Here is a 17,897-nt window from a genome sequence, read left to right as displayed (position 1 = left end):
CCTGGACACAATGCTTTCTATCGGCCGGCACCCAATGCTGTTGAACTGGAGACCGGCGATACGCAAAGCAAGCCTCCGCCGCGCAACGCGTGCACCGCGGGCTCATTTAACGAATACGCGATAAAGGAAAAACTGACATGTCATCCCACACGCTTTTCGACCCGCTGAAGTTGGGCGCACTGGAACTGCCGAACCGAATCGTGATGGCTCCGTTGACGCGCATGCGTGCCGGCGCAGAGGGCGCACCGACCGAACTGAATGCCAAGTATTACGCACAGCGTGCCTCGGCCGGACTGATCGTCACTGAGGCGACGCAGATCTCACAGCAAGCCAAGGGCTATCCGGGCACCCCAGGCATCCATACCGATGCGCAGATTGCTGGCTGGCGAAAGGTCACCGATGCGGTGCACGCACGCGGCGGGCGAATGGTCCTGCAGTTGTGGCACACCGGTGCGATCTCACACCCGTCGAACCAGCCTGATCATGCCCAACCGGTAGCACCGTCGGCGGTGCGGCCCACAGTGCAGGCGCTGACGAGCGACTACCAGTGGGTAGACTCGGTCATGCCCCGCGCACTCGCCATCGACGAACTGCCGGGCATCGTGGAGCAGTTCGCTCTGGGCGCACGCAACGCGAAAGCGGCCGGTTTCGACGGAGTGGAAGTGCACGGAGCGAATGGCTACCTCCTCGACCAGTTCCTGCAAGACCGCAGCAACCATCGCACCGATGCATACGGCGGCTCGTTCGAGAATCGCGCGCGCCTGCTACTCGAAGTGCTCGACGCGGTGATCGCGGTATGGGGCAAGGATCGCGTCGGCGTACGTCTGTCGCCCCACGGCACCTTGAATGATCCGGGCGACAGCAATCCGGTCGGTCTTTTCACTCACGCGATCGGAAAGATAAGCGAGCGCCGACCGGCCTATCTGCATCTGATCGAGCCCCGCGGAAGTCTGGCCGGCATGGTGGATGAATTGAACGACACTGCTCCCGATAACGCCAGGCTGTTCCGCGCCGCGTTCGCAGGTCCCGTCATTTCGGCAGGCGGGTACACGAAGGCCTCGGCGAGCGCCGCAGTAGAGGAAGGCCGCGTCGACGCCGTCGCCTTCGGCCGCTATTTCATAGCCAATCCCGACCTGGTCGAACGTCTGCAACAGAACACGCCGCTTAACGCCTACGACCGCCCGACTTTCTACGGCGGCGACGCGACTGGCTACACCGACTATCCGGCGACGAGTACCGTCGACGCTTGACGTTCGTCGCTACAACCCGTTGCAAAGCGGACGGGAACGTACGCCGGATCCACCTACGCGTTTGCGTCTGGTGGATTCATGCATTCCCTGACGGTCCGTATCTCGCCCGAGTGAACCACAGCCTGCTTTCCCGGCTTCGCTCTTCTGCGACGCCTGTCCTACTCCCTTCGTCTACCGTCGTGCCTCACTCCACACCACCCGGCTTGGACACCCGGTAGAATCAGATCTGGTTACCGGATTGCGCTGTACCGCATGTAGCCCGCCCTTACAACCCGCTGTCCATTTTGCCGAGGCCTTCATGCGAGGAGTCGAACTCCGCCAGCTGCGCTACTTTTCCATCCTCGCGAAGGAATTGCACTTTGGCCGCGCTGCCGAACTGGCCTTCGTCACGCAACCCGCGCTCAGTCAGCAGATTGCCAAGCTCGAAGAACTGGTTGGCGTGCAGCTCTTCATGCGCGATCGTCGCCAGGTCATGCTGACACCTGCTGGCGCAGCGCTACGCGACGGCATCGACAAAGCGTTTTCGCAAATCGAACTGTCGCTGCGTCTAGCCCGCGAAGCCGGCGACCACCAGGAATTTGTCGTGTCGATAGGACTCGTCGAATACACTAACTTGCCGTTCGTGCCGCCATCGCTGATCCGTCTTCAATCGCTGTATCCGGACGTGAAGATCGTGCGCCACGAAATGAATGCGGCGCAGCAATACGAGGCGCTCCTGAAGCATCAGATCGACGTCGGCTTCGGTGTGCCGGTGGTCCCGCTGCCGCCCGGCGGCGAACTTCGCGGGGAGCCACTTGTCAGTGCGGGCTGGGCGTTGCTGATGCGCGATGATCACCGGCTTGCGTCACTCGATCGCTTGCGGCTCGATGATCTGGCCGCGGAAAAGCTGATCATCTTCAGCCGCAACGTGAATCCGCCGCTGTACGACTCGGTGGTGGACCTTTGCCGCGGAGCAGGCTTCACACCGCATTTCGTCTACGAAACCATGCAGGCGCAGATGGGCGTGACACTTGTCGAGCAAGGCTTAGGCGTCATGCTCGGCGCGACCTATGTGTTTGCGTCGTTGCCAGCAGGGCTACGCTGCGTGCCGATCGATGGCTTCAACGAACTGACCGTGCACCAGTTCTATCGTGCCGACGAAGCGAACACGTTGATTCTCGACTTCATCGACGTGGCAAACGAGGAAGCGCGGCGAACGCAACTGCGCCTGAATGCAATGGCGCGAACGCCAGAAGGCGCGTAGCGCCAGGACGTACGGGAAGCGGAGCCACGCCGCCCAGCGTGGCAAGGCAAAAGAAAAAGGGACGTGCGCAGCGCGCGACGTCCCTCTTTCTCGCCTGAAGACCGGTTATCGACCGGCGAGTTCTTCCGCAGCCTGAATCGCTTTGGCCACGCCCGCACCATAGGCCGGGTCAGCCTTCGTGCAATGTTCGATGTGGCGCTGCTGGATAGGTTTCGACACGCCGGTAATGGCGCGTGCGGTGTTATCAAACAGCGTCTGTTGCTGCTCTGCCGTCATCAGACGAAACAGTGCGCCAGGCTGCGAGAAATAGTCGTCGTCCTCACGATGGTCCCAATGGTCTACCGCCCCTTGCAAAGCGAGCGGCGGTTCGCGCAACGCGCGCTGGTCAGCCCACTCACCACGCGAGTTGGGGTTGTACGAGGTTGTGCCGCCACTATTGCCGTCAACCCGCATCAGACCGTCGCGGTGATAACTGTGCACGGGACATTTCGGTGCATTCACCGGAATCTGGTTATGATTGACGCTCAGACGGTAGCGCTGCGCATCTCCATACGAAAACAGCCTGCCTTGCAGCATGCGATCGGGCGAAAAGCCGATGCCCGGCACAACGTTCGCCGGGTTGAACGCAGCCTGCTCTACATCGGCGAAATGATTTTCAGCGTTGCGGTTCAATTCGATCACGCCTACTTCAATCAGCGGATAGTCTTTTTTCGGCCAAACCTTCGTGAGATCGAACGGATTGAACTGGCACGTCGCCGCTTCCTGCTCGCGCATGATCTGAACATAAAGTGTCCAGCGTGGAAACTCATTACTTTCGATGCTTTCGTGCAGATCGCGATGCGAGCTCTCACGGTCCTTGCCGGCGAGCGCCTCGGCTTCGGCGTCGGTCAGATTCTCGATGCCCTGCTGGGTACGAAAATGGAACTTCACCCAGTGCCGCTGGTTATTCCCATTGATGAAACTGAAAGTGTGACTGCCGAATCCGTGCATATGACGGAATGACTTCGGCAAGCCTCGGTCACTCATAACAATCGTCACCTGATGAAGCGCTTCGGGCAGCCCCGTCCAGAAATCCCAGTTGCTTTCCGCGCTACGCAATCCTGTCCGTGGGTCGCGTTTGATCGCGTGATTCAGGTCAGGGAAATTGAGCGGGTCACGAAGAAAGAAAACCGGCGTATTGTTGCCGACCAGATCCCAGTTGCCCTCCTCCGTATAGAACTTCAGTGCGAACCCCCGGATGTCACGTTCCGCATCAGCAGCGCCGCGCTCACCGGCGACCGTCGAGAAGCGCGCGAACATCGGCGTCGTCTTGCCGATCTCTGAAAAAATCTTCGCGCGCGTATAGCGCGTAATGTCGTGCGTCAATGTGAAAGTGCCGAACGCTCCTGATCCCTTTGCGTGCATACGTCGCTCGGGAATAACCTCGCGATCGAAGTGCGCCAGCTTCTCGAGAAACCAGACGTCCTGCAACAGCGCGAGGCCCCGCGGACCGGTAGTCTGGATATTGTTGTTGTCGACTACCGGAGCACCGAAAGCCGTCGTGAGTTTCTTCATAGATCGTCCTGACTGAAAATGATAAGGACGCCAAGTGGCGCCCGCCAGATAAAGCGCAACGAATTATTCGAACGCACGTGCGTGAATCATCGCGTCAACGTTGACTGGCAACCAATGCCCGCGACTGCGCGGGCGGTACACAGCATCCCCCCGGCGGATCGCGACGCCACTTACAGCGCAAACACCAGACTGTCGAGCGATACAGCGCATCCAGACCTGATCGCCGTAGTGACACGCCGTGCAACGCCAACTGAGCGTCACCGTCACGCTGGAAAGACGCTCTATCAGGGTAACGACTGGCGCAGATCGCGCAGAATCGCCGGACTGTCTTGCGGTACGTGAGCGCTGGGCCCCCTCTAAATTTTCTTGTCCCGGCCCTGCGACGCCGGAAGACAGAATCCTCAGGAGTTGCAGCGTCTGACTCCATGCATCCCGCGTCCATCCGCTAGTGACAGGTATCGCACATCCATTCGCGTGCCTGCGCGAGGCGGAAGACAAAGTTTCCGATGCATTCATCGATCACCTCAGTGTGAGTTCGGTCGGTTGGAGCGCATCAGTACCGTGTTACCGACGCAATCTCGTTGTATTCGACCCACTTCGCAGAACTCGGGCCTCTGCGCAGGAGCCACTAATCGATCGTAGTCCCACGAATGAATTAAGGCGCGTGAAATGTCGTGAAATGACGCAAACCGTGAATCTGATCGATCACCCGCCGGATCTGTGTTGCATTCGATTCGCGCCGCTTATCGAAATGCCCAGCATTTCCAATTGGCTCCGCGCGTCCCACTCGGAGATGATTCGAGCATCCGCCTGGGTCTTTTCGGTCCTACCTGCACGAGCATGTGGAACGCCGCCCAGTTCGTCCCGTCTCTTCGCCAGCGAGCCATCATGGAACCTCTATCGAACTTCTTACCAGACGCGCACCGCAACGGCATGCGTTCGTCGGGTCGCCGTGGTATCTCGTGGATGAACTATGCAGGAGCCGGCGCTCTGGTTGCGGTCGGTTATATGGATCCAGGCAATTGGGCAACCGCGCTTGCCGGGGGAGCTCGATATGGATATCGGCTGCTCAGTGTGGTCGCATTGGCGAGCCTGATGGCAATGCTTCTTCAATGGATTGCCGCACGCGTGGGCGTGGTCACGGGGCGCGACCTCGCGCAACTGTGCCGCGAGCGTTTTTCGCGGCGCACCACACTGGCGCTGTGGATTGCAAGCGAGGTTGCAATCGTCGCCTGCGATGTCGCTGAGGTCGTAGGTAGCGCGGTGGCATTGCAACTGCTGCTTCACGTCCCACTATGGGTCGGTGTCTTGCTGTCGGCGCTCGGCACACTTGGGATGCTCGTGCTCCACGGGCGCTCCCGCTCGCTCGAAGCGACGATCACTCTGTTGCTATTGTTCATCGCCATATGCTTTGTTGCACAACTCGCCCTGGCCGGACCGGACTGGAGCGAAGCCGCCCACGGCCTTGTGCCTTCGAGCGGATTGGTGCGAGATGCAGGCATCGTCTGGCTTGCCGTCGGCATCGTCGGGGCGACGGTGATGCCGCACAATCTTTATCTGCACTCGGCGCTCGTAAAAAACCACGGTCTGGAAGACGCAAAAAGCACATTCGCAATTGCACGCGGCAAAACTACCGCGCTGCTCACGCCACTGCAGACGGCCGAGACACGACGCAAACTGACCGCGACTCTCCGCGCTGTATCCATCGACACGCTCGGGTCGCTGTCGTTTGCTTTCGCAATCAATGCGTCGCTTCTCATCGTTGCCGCTGCCGTCTTCCACGCCAGCGGACACACGGACGTCAGTGATCTCAGCGAAGCACACCGGTTACTGGCGCCACTGGTTGGCTCCCATTGGGCAAGCCTGCTGTTCGCCTCCGCCCTGCTTGCGTGTGGGCTTAACTCGACGGTAACCGGCACACTCGCGGGACAGGCCATCATGGAGGGTTTTCTGCAACTGCGTCTGGCCGCCCCGCAACGGGCGCTAGTGACGCGCGCTCTGGCAATCGGACCCGCTCTCGCAGCAGTGCTTATCTGGGGCGAACACGGCTCGGCCAACCTGCTCATCGCCAGCCAGGTGGTACTGAGTCTCACGTTGCCGCTTGCGGTCGTGCCGTTGATCCGCTTCGCAGCCGATCGTACGTTGTTAGCCGATTGGAGACTTCGCGGTATCACGCTATGGCTTGCGTGGATGGCAGCTGGCATCATCGTGCTGCTGAATATCGTACTTCTCTGGCAAAGTGTTACTGGATGATAGGCACTAGCCCGTGCCGCCCGTCGGTTCACATGCCGCCCGATTCGATGTGATGTTCCGGATATGCAGATGTTGAACCCGGCACCGCCCAAACGACTCAAAACTTCCAGGTAATAGACATGAGCACTGTCCCTCCTGAAACTATCGCCACCCTTGCCCCGCACGGCGTCCTGCGCGCCGCTATCAACCTCGGCAACGCAGTGCTGGCGCAACCGGGCAATAGCACACACGCCGATGCGGCACCGACAGGCATTACGCCCGAGATTGCCTTTCGTCTTGGCGAAGAATTGGGCGTGCCGGTCCGCCTGGTGCCGTTCAATGCTGCCGGTCTCGTCGCCGAGTCCGCTGCCAACGACGTGTGGGACGTTGCATTCCTTGGAATCGATCCGCAGCGTGCAGCACACATCGCATTCACCGCGCCGTATCTACTGATCGAAGGAACATATGCCGTGCGAAAAGAAACGCCTTTCGTGAGTGTCGCAGATGTCGATCAGCCGGGTATGCGCATCGCCGCAGCGCGCAAATCTGCCTACGATCTCTTTCTCAAACGTACGCTCAGACACGCCGAACTGGTCTACACAGATACTTCTCAGGCCGTTGTCGACTTGATGCTTAAAGAGGATCTGGATGCGGCAGCAGGTATTCGCCAGCCTTTGATCGCGGCCGTGGCACTCCACGAGGACATACAGGTGTTGGCTGACCAGTTTATGTCTATCGAGCAGGCGATGGGCATGCCGCTCACCCGCCTCGGGGCAGGCCACCGTTTCCTCTGCGATTTCGTGGAGCGGGCGAAGTTCTCTGGATTTGTCGAGACGACGCTGCAAAAGTACGGTGCGAGGGGAGCGACTGTCGCGGCGAGCGCCGAATAGTCCAGCGGCTTGGTTAGGCCCGCGAACGCATTTCGTCGATCCAGCCAGGCACCGCGCCAAACAGATCGCCCACCAGACCATAGTCGGCGACGCTGAAAATCGGCGCTTCCGGGTCCTTGTTGATCGCGACGATCACCTTCGAGTCCTTCATGCCGGCCAGATGCTGGATCGCGCCTGAGATACCGACTGCCACATACAGTTGCGGCGCGACGATCTTGCCCGTCTGGCCGACCTGATAGTCGTTCGGCACGAAGCCCGCATCGACCGCCGCACGCGATGCGCCCAGCGCCGCGTTCAGCTTGTCGGCCAGTGGCTCGAGCACCTTCATGTAGTTCTCGCCATTGCCCAGACCACGGCCACCCGACACGATGATCTTCGCGCTCGTCAGTTCCGGACGATCGAGCTTCGTCACTTCGCGGCTCACGAACTGCGCGAGGCCTGCGTCGGCTGCCGCTTCAATCTTCTCGACCGCTGCGCTGCCGCCTTCGGCCGCGACGGCATCAAAACCGGTCGAGCGCACGGTGATGACCTTGATCGGGTCAGCCGATTGCACGATCGCGATTGCGTTGCCCGCGTAGATCGGACGCTCGAACGTGTCGGCGCTATCCACTGCGGTGATGTCGCTGATCTGCGCGACGTCGAGCTTCGCGGCGATACGCGGCGCGATGTTCTTGCCGTAGGCGGTAGCCGGCGCGAGGATGTGCGTGTAGTGCTTCGCCGCATCTTGCACAAGCGTCAGGACCGTTGCTTCGACGTTTTCCGCGAGGCCTTCGGCCAGTTGCGGCGCATCGGCGAGCAGCACCGTGCTGACACCAGCGATCTTCGCTGCCGCATCGGCCGCGCCCTGCGCGTTATGCCCCGCGACCAGCACGTGAATATCACCGCCGATCTTCTGTGCCGCTGCGATCGTGTTCAGCGTCGCGGCCTTGATCGACGCATTGTCGTGTTCTGCAATTACCAGGTTCGTCATTTCTTGGGTCTCCTCACAGCACCTTCGCTTCGGTCTTCAGCTTCTCGACCAGCGTCTTCACGTCCGGCACCTTCACACCGGCGGAGCGCCTGGGCGGCTCGGCGACTTTCAGCGTCTTCAGACGCGGCGTGACATCGACGCCGAGGTCTTCGGGCTTGACCGTTTCCAGCGGCTTTTTCTTCGCCTTCATGATGTTCGGCAGCGTTACGTAGCGCGGCTCGTTCAGGCGCAGATCGGTCGTGACCACGGCCGGCAGCGTCAGCGACAGTGTTTCCGCGCCGCCGTCCACTTCACGCGACACCGTCGCCTTGCCGTCCGCCACGACAAGCTTCGACGCGAACGTCGCCTGCGGCAGATTCGCGAGCGCGGCGAGCATCTGGCCGGTCTGGTTGGAGTCGTCGTCGATGGCCTGTTTGCCGAGGATCACCAGTTGCGGCTGCTCCTTGTCGACGAGCGCCTTGAGCAGCTTCGCGACTGCGAGCGGCTGCAGGTCTTCGTTCGATTCGATCAGGATCGCGCGATCCGCGCCGATGGCGAGCGCTGTGCGCAGCGTTTCCTGCGACTGCGCAACACCGGCCGACACGGCGATCACTTCGGTCGCGACGCCCGCTTCCTTCAGACGCACGGCTTCTTCAACGGCGATTTCGTCGAACGGGTTCATCGACATTTTCACGTTCGCGATATCGACGCCCGTACCGTCCGATTTCACGCGGACCTTCACGTTGCAATCGACCACTCTTTTGACTGGCACCAAAATTTTCATCGTTCCGTCCTTACCCTTCCATCTCGTCTTCACAGGTAATACTTATGCGCTAGTTCCCGGTGATTCTCACGGAGTTCAGCGCCCGCGCCCTGCGCGATCATATGACCGTCGCGCAGCACATAAAAGCGATCGCTGACACGCGCGGCCATCGCGATGTTCTGTTCGACCAGCAGCATCGTCGTACCGCGCGCCTTCAATTCGAGCATGATCTTGCTGATCTCACCGACAAACAGCGGCGACAGTCCCGCGAGCGGTTCATCGAGCAGCAGGATGCGCGGCCGCGATAGCAGCGCCCGGCCGATGGCGACCATCTGCTGCTCGCCACCCGACATCGTTTTCGCTTTCTGACCAACCCGCTCTCGCAGACGGGGAAAGAAATCGAACACCTGCTCCATCTCGGCGTCGTCGATCCGCGAGCGCGTGACGGCACCCATCCGTAGATTTTCGAGAACCGTCATCTCGGGAAACAGTTCGCGCTGCCCCGAAGCCTGCACCACGCCAGCCGCAAACACCTTATGTGAAGAGCTGCCGCGCAACTCCGTTCCTCCGACCTTGACCGAGCCGCTCCACGGCCGCACGAAGCCACACACAGCGTTGAGCAGGGTGGTCTTGCCGCTGCCGTTCGCCCCCAGCACGGTGACCACTTCGCCTGGCTCGAGTCGAAGATCGATGCCATGCAGTACCGGAAGTTTCGCGTAGCCGGCCGTCAGTCCCGAGATATGCAGCGATGTCGTATCAACCAAGATAGGCCTCCAGTACGGATTCGTTCGAACGGATCTGCTCGGGCGTGCCGGTCGCAAGCAACTGACCATAGTTCAGCACCGCGACCTTGTCCGAAGCCTGCATAACCAGGTTCATGTTGTGTTCGATCATCAGCACGGTGACGCCACGCGACGTGACCTGCCGCAACACCTCAGCGAGCCGGTCGCAGTCGGCCACCGAAAGTCCCACCGCGGGCTCGTCGAGCATGATCAGTTCGGCTCGTGCAGCGAGTGCCCGTGTAATGTCGACCTGTCGTTGCAAGCCGAACGGGAGTTCCGAGACGAGGCGGTCTGCGTGGGATGCAAGCTGCATGTCGTCCAGGAGTAGCATTGCCCGATCCACCGCTTCGCGTTCGGCCCGGCGTGCAGACGGGAAGCCGAGCAGCGTGCCAAGGAACCCGGTGCCCAGCGTGCCCTGCATGCCGCACAGCACGTTCTCGAGTACGGTCATATCGCCGAACAGGCCGCCACCCTGGAATGTGCGGCGCACACCGGCTTTGGCAATTGCATGCGTCTTTCTGCCCGCGAGTTCAATACCGTTAAACTTGACGCTCCCCTCACTTGGCGTGACAAACCCCGTGATCGCGTTAAACAGCGTTGTCTTGCCAGCACCGTTCGGTCCGATCATCGAGCAAACGGTCGCGGCCTCGATATCGAGCGACACATCAGATACTGCGACTAGCCCGGCGAAGCGCACCGTGACGTTATTCACTGAAAGTGCAGTCGTCATCAGCGGTCTCCCGATGAAACGAACAGACGTTCCTTGCAGAACGGAAGCCGTGCCGAAAGCACACCGCCGAGACCTCGCGGTGACACGCGCAGCACCACGATCAGCAGCAGGCTGAAGATGATTTCCTCGTAGCCCGCGAAGTTGCGCAGGAATTCCGGCGCGCCAGTAAGCAGCACGGCACCGAGCACCGAACCCCACAGGCTCCCGAGGCCACCAATCATCACCATCGAATATTCGATCAACATCTCGCCGAGGCCGAAATTTTCCGGTGCAATGCGCGACGTCAACATGGCGAACAGGCCGCCCGCGACACCCACCACACACCCGCTCAGAGCGAACGCCAGAATCGTTGCTTGCGCTGGCGCCACGCCGACGGACATAGCGGCGAGGCGGTTGTTGCGAATCGCGACCAGCGCGCGCCCGAAGCGCGATCCAAGGATGTTCCGTACCAGCCACAGCATCACTGCCACCGTAACAATGAACGCGAAGTACAGCCGCGTCTGCGAGTCGACTGCCATGCCGAACAGTTCCGGCGTCGGGACGAGAAGGCCGGTTGAACCCTGGGTCACCGTATCCGCGTGGATATAAGCCCAGCGCAGCATTTCGCCAAACGCTAACGTCACGATCGCAAGGTAGTAGCCGGACAGACGTAACGCGGGCAGCGAAACGAGCAGCCCGGCAAGCGTGCCGGCCAATGCGCTGCCCAACACGACAAGCACGAACGAATGCGTCAGATGCGTGGCGACGAGTCCCGCGGTATAGGCGCCCACGCCGTAGAAGGCGGTGTTGCAGAACGCTAGCTGGCCCAGATAACCAAGCACCAGATTGAAGCCGACGGTCACCAGCACATACACAAGGATCAGATTGACTACGTACTGGATATAGTCGTTCGTTACGACCGGCACTGCGGCGAGCAAGGCAACCAGCAGGATCAGCGGCACCGCGAGCAATCTGCGGCTATACCGCGTGCCACGCACCGCGTGACGGGAGGCGAGATCAGACACGGGCAAACTCCCTTCTGCCCAGCAAGCCAGACGGCTTGACGGTCAGCACGAAGATAATCACGAGATATGCGCAGATATCGATCATCCCGGTCGACACATAGCCGCCCGATAGCTGTTCGAGTATGCCGAGCAGGAAACCGCCGAGCACCGCACCGCCGACCGTGCCGAAGCCGCCCAGCGCCATCGCCGCGAACGCCTTGATCAGGACCCCCGCGCCCATGTCCGGGTACAGCAGCGTGATCGGCGCGATCAGGATGCCGCTCGCCGCCGCCATCATGCCGGTGACACCCCAGATCATCCGATTGAAGCCAACCACGTCGACTCCGACCATTGCCGCCCCACGACCGTTTTGCGAGACCGCCTGCGCGAGCCGGCCAGGTTTCGAGCGATAAAAGAACAGCAGGAACGCACCGACGATCACGAGCGCGGCGAGCGTGATCACGATGTCCTGGGTGGTCCACACAATGTCCCCCAAAGTCACGGGCGGATACGAAAACACTGCCGGCATCGATATCACGTCGCGGCCCCAGAATATCCGCGCAATGCCGCGCAGCATGAACGACACGGCAACCGTCATCATCACCACCGAAGTGTGCGGCGCGCGCGCCATCGGCTCGATAAACAGGATATTGATGCCGACCGACATCACGCCGAGCGCGACGAGTGAACAGAGCGCTGCTAGCGCGTAATTTCCGTTGAACAGTTGCATGAACACGTACAGCGAAAACGCGCCAGCCATCAGCATGTCGCCCTGCGCAAAATTGACGACAGTCGTGCATCGAAACAGCAGAGTCATACCTAATGCGACAAGCGCGTACACACCGCCCTGCGATATGCCGCTGAGAAAGAGCTGGATCAGCATCATGAGCCCCTGGTTACTTCTGAAGCGTCTGGACGACCGTCGCCTTGCCGTTCACGTAGGTCAGCATGCTGCCAGTCTTCAGTCCCGCGTGATCGGTAGCCGTGAAGGTCAGCGGCGCAGCCATCACGCCGGTGTCGAAACTGTGAAGATTGTTCATCGCCGCGATGAATCGCCCGCGCGTCAGGTCGCGACCAGAATCTTTAAGCGCCTGCACGACGGCCGCCGCGCCACCCATACCCAGAAACGTGAAAGTCTCGGGCTGCCCCCCGCTGCCGTAGCGATTGACGAGCTTCAGCCATGGCTGCATCCGCGCATCGTCGAGCGGTGCGACAAGCGGATAGAACACGTAAAGGTTGTCGGCCGCATGCGGATTGCCCGCACGCTGACGCGTGTCGTCAAGCGAGACGCCCTGGCTTCCGAGTACCGGAACCTGGAGGCCGTACTTGTAGGCATCACGCATGAAGATCGCGAGTTCGGCTGGATAAAGCATCGCCAATACCACCTGCGCGCCGGACGTTTTGACCTTCAGCACTTGCGGCGTCGCATCGCTGGTGCCGCGCTCCATCGACAGGTCCGCTACCGGTTGCAGATTGAACTTCTGCATCAACTCCGCAACGGCAGGATCGCGGTTCGATTTGCCCCAGTCGTCCGAATGGCTGATGATCGCAACTTTGGTCGTGCCCGCCCGCGACATCGCGAAATCGGCCATGCGACGTCCAACGGCATCGGTAGTTGCGACGGGTTGGAAGATGTTCGCGGCAAACGGCATGGAGATCATCACACTGGCCGCCCCGAGATCCATGAACGGCACGCCGCTTTTGATCAGTTCGGGCCTCGCCGCGAGTACAACCCCACTGCAGACGCCACCATGAATCATGAACACCTGATCCTGCGAAACCAGTTTGCGAACTGCCGCAATGCCTTTCGACGGATCGCAGGACTCATCTTCCCTTACGATCTCGATCTTGCGACCGTTGACACCGCCCGCGTCGTTTGCCTGCTTGTAGACGGCCTCGGCGCCATACACCGACTTGCCGTACAGCGACGCCGCACCGGTCATCTCGCCGAATAGGCCGATTTTAATCGTGTCGTTGGTCACGCCTGTTTCTGCGTACGCCGGTATCGAAACGATCGATACGGTGGACACGAAAGCGACGGCAACACCAATCCACCGCACGAATGTGCGTGCTTTCATGATCGTCTCCTAGATTTTTGTATGAAGTTGGGTGCTGTGACGGGCTGCCTTCGTCAGCGTTTGCGGCTGCGTTGCGCCAAAGCGGCAGCGCGCTCGCCGGCGGTCTTGCCGAACACCGCGCCGCGCATCACCGACGTCGCACCGGTATAGACCTGGTAGTACAGACCCGCAGCCTCGCCTGCGGCATACAGACCCTCGATCGGACGTCCATCGCAATCGACGACCTCCGCGTGACGATTGGTCTTGACACCGCCGTAGGTGAAACAGATGCCAGAAATGATCGGGTATGCGGCGAACGGCCCTTTTTCGATCCGGCGCGACCAGTTGGATTTTTTGGGGAACAGACCATGTGACGCGAGTCCATCGACCTCCAGCGCCTTGAACTCGCCCTCCCCACACGCGTCGTTGTATGCGGCAACCGTCGCTGAAAGTCGCTCCGGCGCGAGCCCGAGCTTGCCGGCCAATGCGTCGACCGTATCGGCCGTGATCGCCGGTTGATCGGTCCTGATGCTTCGCTTCCAGTTCGGCACGTCGTCAATGGAGGCGTCGTAAATGACATACGCGATCCCGCCCGGCTGATCAGCAATCGCCCGTGAGATATGGTCGTAGTGAATATCCACTGGACCAGGCGCTTCATCTACGAAACGGTTGCAGTCTCGGTTTACGAGAATGCCATAAGGGAAATTCATCACCAGCGCTTCGGGCTGCGCAGAGCGCGGGTCGAGGGGCTCCGCATGATACGCACTGAAGTCGCCTGCCGGCGCTGCGCCCGCGTCGAGCGCCATGCGGATACCCTCGCCGCGATTCTGATATCCGCCCCGCGCCACAGGACGCAGGTAGCGGGCCGCACCGCCGATATACTGAGCCAGCATTTCCGGGTTTCCCTCGAAGCCACCGGAGCCAAGGACGAGCGCTGCGCTGTTAAAAGCGATGCGTCCCTTCGCGCTGGAACAGGCGAGCAGAAACCGGTCGTCAAGAGTACGAGACAGCGACTTTGCGGTGGTCTCGTAGAAAATCTGGACGTCGAGCTTCAACGCGTGGTCCCGCAATGCCTCGATCAACGCGAGACCGCCGCCAACAGGCATCAGCCGCGGCGCAGCGGCCGTGATGAAATAAGTCGGCAGCGTGTCAAAACGCACTCCGAAGGTCTTGAGCCATTTGACCGTCTCAGCTGCGCGTCCTGCCAACTCGGAGATCAGTTCCGGATCAGGCATCCCGTGCGCCTTCACGAACGGCGGCCAGAACTGATAGGGTTGCGCAACCTGCTCGATGATGTACGGGTCCAGATGGTCGCCCGCGTTTTCGGCAAGCCGTTCCTCAAAGTCGGCGCTGACCTCGTCTTCCGATGACATCCGGAAATACGCCTCCGTCCAGCGGGTGTTGCCACCAAACTCCTCCTCCGGCGCGCGCTCGAGTACCGCGACGCGTGCCCCCGCGCTGGCCGCTGCGACGGCGGCAGACAGTCCTGCAATACCGGCGCCGACCACGGTCACGTCGAACAACTGTTGGTGCGAATCGGACATGATGTCCCCTATCCTCTTATCGGTTTAACTCCTCGTCCCGCCGCCAACGGGCAGCGGGACGACATACTTTACCCGTTACGGCCTCAGTACTTGCGGATGAACGGATCCGGCATATCGAGATCGGTTGAGATCCACACGCTCTTCGTTTCCAGATATTCCTTCACCGCGTCGATGCCCCCTTCACGGCCGATGCCGCTGTCCTTGAAGCCGCCAAACGGCGTCGTATAGCTCGTCGACCGATAGTTGTTTATCCACACCGTACCGGCGCGAAGTTTTTCGCTCATCAGCATGGCGCGCTTCAGGCTTTGCGTCCAGACGCCGGCCGCAAGGCCAAAGCGGATATCGTTGCCAATTCGCAGCGCATCTTCTTCGTCCTTGAACTTCATAACCGCGAGCACGGGACCGAACACTTCCTCCTGGGCAATGCGCATGGAGTTATCCACGTCGACGAAAATCGTCGGCTCGACAATTTGCCCGCAACCGTATTCTGGTCCCTGTGGCGCGCGCCCTCCAGCGATGCAGCGCGCACCTTCTTCCTTGGCGATGTTGATGTAACGCATCACCTTTTCGAACTGTGGACGCGTGGCAACTGGACCGACCTGGATACCTGGTTTGGACGGATCGCCGACCTTCGCGTTGCGCGTGATCGTCAACAGTCGCTCGACAAACTCATCGTGGATGCTCTCCTGAAGCAACAGACGGGAACCGGCCATGCAAGTTTGGCCGCCGGCGGAGAAGATGCCGGTGATCACACCGTTAGCTGCTTTCGCGAGATCGGCGTCGCCGAAGACAATATTCGGTGATTTGCCGCCCAGCTCCAGCGACACCCGCTTGAAGTGCTTGGCGCCGAGTTCGTTGACCTTGCGGCCGCCCTCGTCGCCGCCGGTAAAGGCAATGCGCGGCACCAGCGGATGCGTGACCAGCGGTTCGCCCGCTTCCTGGCCGAACCCGGTGATCACATTGAACACGCCTGGGGGAAACCCCGCATCGACGAACAGGCGGGCGAGTTCGAGGAGCGATACCGACGTAAATTCCGAAGGCTTGGCAACAACGGTGTTCCCCGCCGCTAGCGCCGGCGCGAGCTTCCATGCCGTCAGTAGCAGCGATGAGTTCCACGGCGTGATGGTGCCGACCACACCGATCGGCTCGTAGCGCGTGTAGTTAAACACCTTGGGCTTGTCCATCGGGATAACCGCGCTCTGGATCTTGTCCGCGAGACCGCCATAGTAGTAGAAGTACTTTGCGACGTACCGCACCTGCCCCGCCACCTCGCTTTGCAGCTTGCCGTTGTCACGGCTTTCGACTTCGGTTAGACGTTGCGCGTTTGCATCGATCAATGCGCCTAAGCGATGCAGCAGCATGCCCCGGTCGCTCGCCGACATGCTTCCCCACGGACCGCGCATCGCTGCGTCGGCCGCACGCACCGCCGCGTCGACATCTTCGGCATTCGCCTGCGGAATCAGCGCCCACGGTTCGCCCGAAAACGGATCGAGGCTCTCGAACCATTTGCCCGAACGCGGTTCGACAAATTCGTTGTTGATGAACAGCCCGTATTTCTCGCTCATTTCACGTCCTTTCGCTTTTGAAGTCCTCAGCCAGGCAAATCGCGCATCTCAGCTTTGCGCCTTTTCCGTGGCTTCAGTGGTTGCTCTGGTGACGTCATCCTGACAACCCGATGGATCATCCTCAAACGAAAAATCGTCACAATTTAGTGACTGTTTCTCAAGTACCGTTGGCGGTCCAAACGCTGCAAGCCTTGCGGCACGGATGTTTGACGGCACCTGCAACACTGTCATGGGACGGTCTCGGACGAATGAGTTTCCGCATTGGCACCAGGGTTTATGCCGATCGATGAGCGGAATGCAGTCGTTGCTCTCAGGCGCTGTGTTGTGCATTCCATACGTGTAAAGTAACGCCTGTCGTCAGCCGATCGATGGAAAATAGTTGGAGGTGGAGACAGGAATGCGCAGGAAGATACCGACCTTGGGCGCACTGATCGCGTTTGAAGCGGCCGCGCGGCATGAGAGCTTTTCGCGCGCGGCGTCCGAACTTGCTCTGACGGAGGGCGCAATTAGCCGCCAGATATCGCAGCTGGAAGACTATCTCGGCTTGCCGCTGTTCAATCGCGTGAAAAAGCGCCTTACGCTAACGGCGACAGGACGTACCTATGCGACGAAAGTACGTGAAGATCTAAGCCGGATAGAGCGCAATACGATAGCGGCGATGATCCCGCAGGATGTCAACAAAGTCGTTGAGCTTGCGGTGATGCCGACGTTCAGCGCGAAGTGGCTAATTCCGCGCCTCGGCGAATTTCAACAGATCCATCCCGACATCACCGTCAATCTCAACGAAAGACCACATCCTTTCCTGTTCGGCGATTCGCACCTCGATGCAGCGGTTCACTTCGAACATCCCTCCTGGGCAGGCACCGTGCAGGTTCACCTGTTCGAAGAGGAGCTGGTGCCGGTGTGCGCACCAACGCTCAAGAATATCGAGCAATGCGAGAAAGCCGTAGATCTCGCCAGCTTCACACTGCTCCATAAGACCTCTCGCGAAGAGGCGTGGCCTCGCTGGTTCGAGGCTGCGAATGCGAGACGTGATTTCGATTTTCTGCGCGGACCCCGCTATGACCTGTTCTCGATGCTGATTGCTGGAGCGTTGAGTGGAGTCGGTGTGGCGCTAGTACCGCGCTTATATGTCCAACAGGAGATCGCAGACGGGCGGTTGATCATTCCCGTCGACAAGTCGATCCGAGGACTGAAACGCTACTGCCTCGTCTACCCGGAGCACAAGGAAATGTCGCCTTCGTTGCGATTGTTGGCCGACTATCTGCTCGAATGCGCGGCGCAAGCACGCGACGCGCCGTGCGCGATGTCGGTTGACACAGAAAGCGAAAATGTATCAGGGAAATGAAAAAATA

16 protein-coding genes are annotated in these 17,897 nt (G+C 60.3%); 5 read left to right on the top strand and 11 right to left on the bottom strand.

From position 1 onward, the window contains the following. The first annotated feature begins 137 nt into the window (after window positions 1-137). A complete protein-coding gene (locus tag HDG32_RS14210; RefSeq protein WP_184067871.1) occupies window positions 138-1,250 on the top strand; it encodes an alkene reductase in 1,113 nt (370 codons plus the stop codon). 298 nt (window positions 1,251-1,548) lie between these two features. Then, a complete protein-coding gene (locus HDG32_RS14205; RefSeq protein WP_184067868.1) occupies window positions 1,549-2,493 on the top strand; it encodes a LysR family transcriptional regulator in 945 nt (314 codons plus the stop codon). Between the two features lie 105 nt (window positions 2,494-2,598). Here the strand turns inward: HDG32_RS14205 and HDG32_RS14200 are convergent, their stop codons facing one another. Next, complete coding sequence (locus HDG32_RS14200; protein WP_184067865.1) at window positions 2,599-4,047, bottom strand: catalase; 1,449 nt, start codon at window positions 4,045-4,047, stop codon at window positions 2,599-2,601. A gap of 63 nt (window positions 4,048-4,110) precedes the next feature. Next, window positions 4,111-4,563, bottom strand: a complete 453-nt coding sequence (locus HDG32_RS14195) for a DUF3331 domain-containing protein (protein WP_184067862.1) — start codon at window positions 4,561-4,563, stop codon at window positions 4,111-4,113. A 417-nt stretch (window positions 4,564-4,980) separates the two neighbouring features. On the opposite strand from HDG32_RS14195, the gene HDG32_RS14190 reads away from it, so the two are divergent. Further along, on the top strand, window positions 4,981-6,300 hold the full coding sequence (locus tag HDG32_RS14190) for an Nramp family divalent metal transporter (protein WP_260336458.1): 1,320 nt from the start codon (window positions 4,981-4,983) through the stop codon (window positions 6,298-6,300). A gap of 119 nt (window positions 6,301-6,419) precedes the next feature. Beyond that, on the top strand, window positions 6,420-7,169 hold the full coding sequence (locus HDG32_RS14185) for a transporter substrate-binding domain-containing protein (protein ID WP_184067856.1): 750 nt from the start codon (window positions 6,420-6,422) through the stop codon (window positions 7,167-7,169). Window positions 7,170-7,182: 13 nt separating this feature from the next. Here the strand turns inward: HDG32_RS14185 and HDG32_RS14180 are convergent, their stop codons facing one another. The 9 genes from HDG32_RS14180 to HDG32_RS14140 all read right to left on the bottom strand — a co-directional run bounded on the left by HDG32_RS14180 (window position 7,183) and on the right by HDG32_RS14140 (window position 16,542). Next, window positions 7,183-8,139: an electron transfer flavoprotein subunit alpha/FixB family protein gene (locus HDG32_RS14180; protein ID WP_184067853.1), complete on the bottom strand. Its 957-nt coding sequence runs from the start codon at window positions 8,137-8,139 to the stop codon at window positions 7,183-7,185. Between the two features lie 13 nt (window positions 8,140-8,152). Beyond that, window positions 8,153-8,902 (bottom strand): electron transfer flavoprotein subunit beta/FixA family protein, encoded by a 750-nt coding sequence (locus HDG32_RS14175; RefSeq protein ID WP_184067851.1) that lies wholly within the window; start codon window positions 8,900-8,902, stop codon window positions 8,153-8,155. A gap of 29 nt (window positions 8,903-8,931) precedes the next feature. After that, the gene (locus HDG32_RS14170; RefSeq protein WP_221307730.1) at window positions 8,932-9,645 is read right to left on the bottom strand and encodes an ABC transporter ATP-binding protein; all 714 of its coding nucleotides are present in this window, start codon (window positions 9,643-9,645) and stop codon (window positions 8,932-8,934) included. Further along, on the bottom strand, window positions 9,638-10,393 hold the full coding sequence (locus tag HDG32_RS14165; RefSeq protein WP_184068063.1) for an ABC transporter ATP-binding protein: 756 nt from the start codon (window positions 10,391-10,393) through the stop codon (window positions 9,638-9,640). The genes HDG32_RS14170 and HDG32_RS14165 overlap by 8 nt, the downstream gene beginning before the upstream one ends. Continuing rightward, the gene (locus HDG32_RS14160; protein ID WP_184067847.1) at window positions 10,393-11,397 is read right to left on the bottom strand and encodes a branched-chain amino acid ABC transporter permease; all 1,005 of its coding nucleotides are present in this window, start codon (window positions 11,395-11,397) and stop codon (window positions 10,393-10,395) included. Before HDG32_RS14160 ends, HDG32_RS14165 begins: the two co-directional genes overlap by 1 nt. Further along, window positions 11,390-12,262 carry a branched-chain amino acid ABC transporter permease gene (locus HDG32_RS14155; protein ID WP_184067844.1) on the bottom strand — a complete coding sequence of 291 codons (873 nt, stop codon included), beginning with the start codon at window positions 12,260-12,262 and terminating at the stop codon, window positions 11,390-11,392. Before HDG32_RS14155 ends, HDG32_RS14160 begins: the two co-directional genes overlap by 8 nt. Window positions 12,263-12,272: 10 nt before the next feature. Further along, on the bottom strand, window positions 12,273-13,454 hold the full coding sequence (locus tag HDG32_RS14150; protein WP_184067841.1) for an ABC transporter substrate-binding protein: 1,182 nt from the start codon (window positions 13,452-13,454) through the stop codon (window positions 12,273-12,275). A 53-nt stretch (window positions 13,455-13,507) separates the two neighbouring features. Beyond that, window positions 13,508-14,977 (bottom strand): FAD-dependent oxidoreductase, encoded by a 1,470-nt coding sequence (locus tag HDG32_RS14145; protein ID WP_184067837.1) that lies wholly within the window; start codon window positions 14,975-14,977, stop codon window positions 13,508-13,510. An 83-nt stretch (window positions 14,978-15,060) separates the two neighbouring features. Then, window positions 15,061-16,542: an aldehyde dehydrogenase gene (locus HDG32_RS14140; RefSeq protein WP_184067834.1), complete on the bottom strand. Its 1,482-nt coding sequence runs from the start codon at window positions 16,540-16,542 to the stop codon at window positions 15,061-15,063. 418 nt (window positions 16,543-16,960) lie between these two features. Between HDG32_RS14140 and HDG32_RS14135 the strand changes: the two genes are divergently transcribed. Continuing rightward, entirely contained in the window at window positions 16,961-17,890 is a 930-nt protein-coding gene (locus HDG32_RS14135) for a LysR family transcriptional regulator (RefSeq protein ID WP_260336450.1), read from the top strand. The last annotated feature ends 7 nt before the right edge of the window (window positions 17,891-17,897 follow it).

Origin of the sequence: Paraburkholderia sp. CI2, from assembly GCF_014201055.1 — a bacterium.
GTDB lineage: Bacteria > Pseudomonadota > Gammaproteobacteria > Burkholderiales > Burkholderiaceae > Paraburkholderia > Paraburkholderia tuberum.
Note: the sequence above shows the minus strand (reverse complement) of the source record. Positions and strands in the feature narration are given on the sequence as shown.

Bases quoted from the DNA above. Each gene is read 5' to 3' on its own strand.
- HDG32_RS14210 (WP_184067871.1), top strand. From the start codon at position 138: ATGTCATCCCACACGCTTTTCGACCCGCTGAAGTTGGGCGCACTGGAA.
- HDG32_RS14205 (WP_184067868.1), top strand. From the start codon at position 1,549: ATGCGAGGAGTCGAACTCCGCCAGCTGCGCTACTTTTCCATCCTCGCG.
- HDG32_RS14200 (WP_184067865.1), bottom strand. From the start codon at position 4,047: ATGAAGAAACTCACGACGGCTTTCGGTGCTCCGGTAGTCGACAACAAC.
- HDG32_RS14195 (WP_184067862.1), bottom strand. From the start codon at position 4,563: ATGAATGCATCGGAAACTTTGTCTTCCGCCTCGCGCAGGCACGCGAAT.
- HDG32_RS14190 (WP_260336458.1), top strand. From the start codon at position 4,981: ATGCGTTCGTCGGGTCGCCGTGGTATCTCGTGGATGAACTATGCAGGA.
- HDG32_RS14185 (WP_184067856.1), top strand. From the start codon at position 6,420: ATGAGCACTGTCCCTCCTGAAACTATCGCCACCCTTGCCCCGCACGGC.
- HDG32_RS14180 (WP_184067853.1), bottom strand. From the start codon at position 8,139: ATGACGAACCTGGTAATTGCAGAACACGACAATGCGTCGATCAAGGCC.
- HDG32_RS14175 (WP_184067851.1), bottom strand. From the start codon at position 8,902: ATGAAAATTTTGGTGCCAGTCAAAAGAGTGGTCGATTGCAACGTGAAG.
- HDG32_RS14165 (WP_184068063.1), bottom strand. From the start codon at position 10,393: ATGACGACTGCACTTTCAGTGAATAACGTCACGGTGCGCTTCGCCGGG.
- HDG32_RS14155 (WP_184067844.1), bottom strand. From the start codon at position 12,262: ATGATGCTGATCCAGCTCTTTCTCAGCGGCATATCGCAGGGCGGTGTG.
- HDG32_RS14150 (WP_184067841.1), bottom strand. From the start codon at position 13,454: ATGAAAGCACGCACATTCGTGCGGTGGATTGGTGTTGCCGTCGCTTTC.
- HDG32_RS14145 (WP_184067837.1), bottom strand. From the start codon at position 14,977: ATGTCCGATTCGCACCAACAGTTGTTCGACGTGACCGTGGTCGGCGCC.
- HDG32_RS14140 (WP_184067834.1), bottom strand. From the start codon at position 16,542: ATGAGCGAGAAATACGGGCTGTTCATCAACAACGAATTTGTCGAACCG.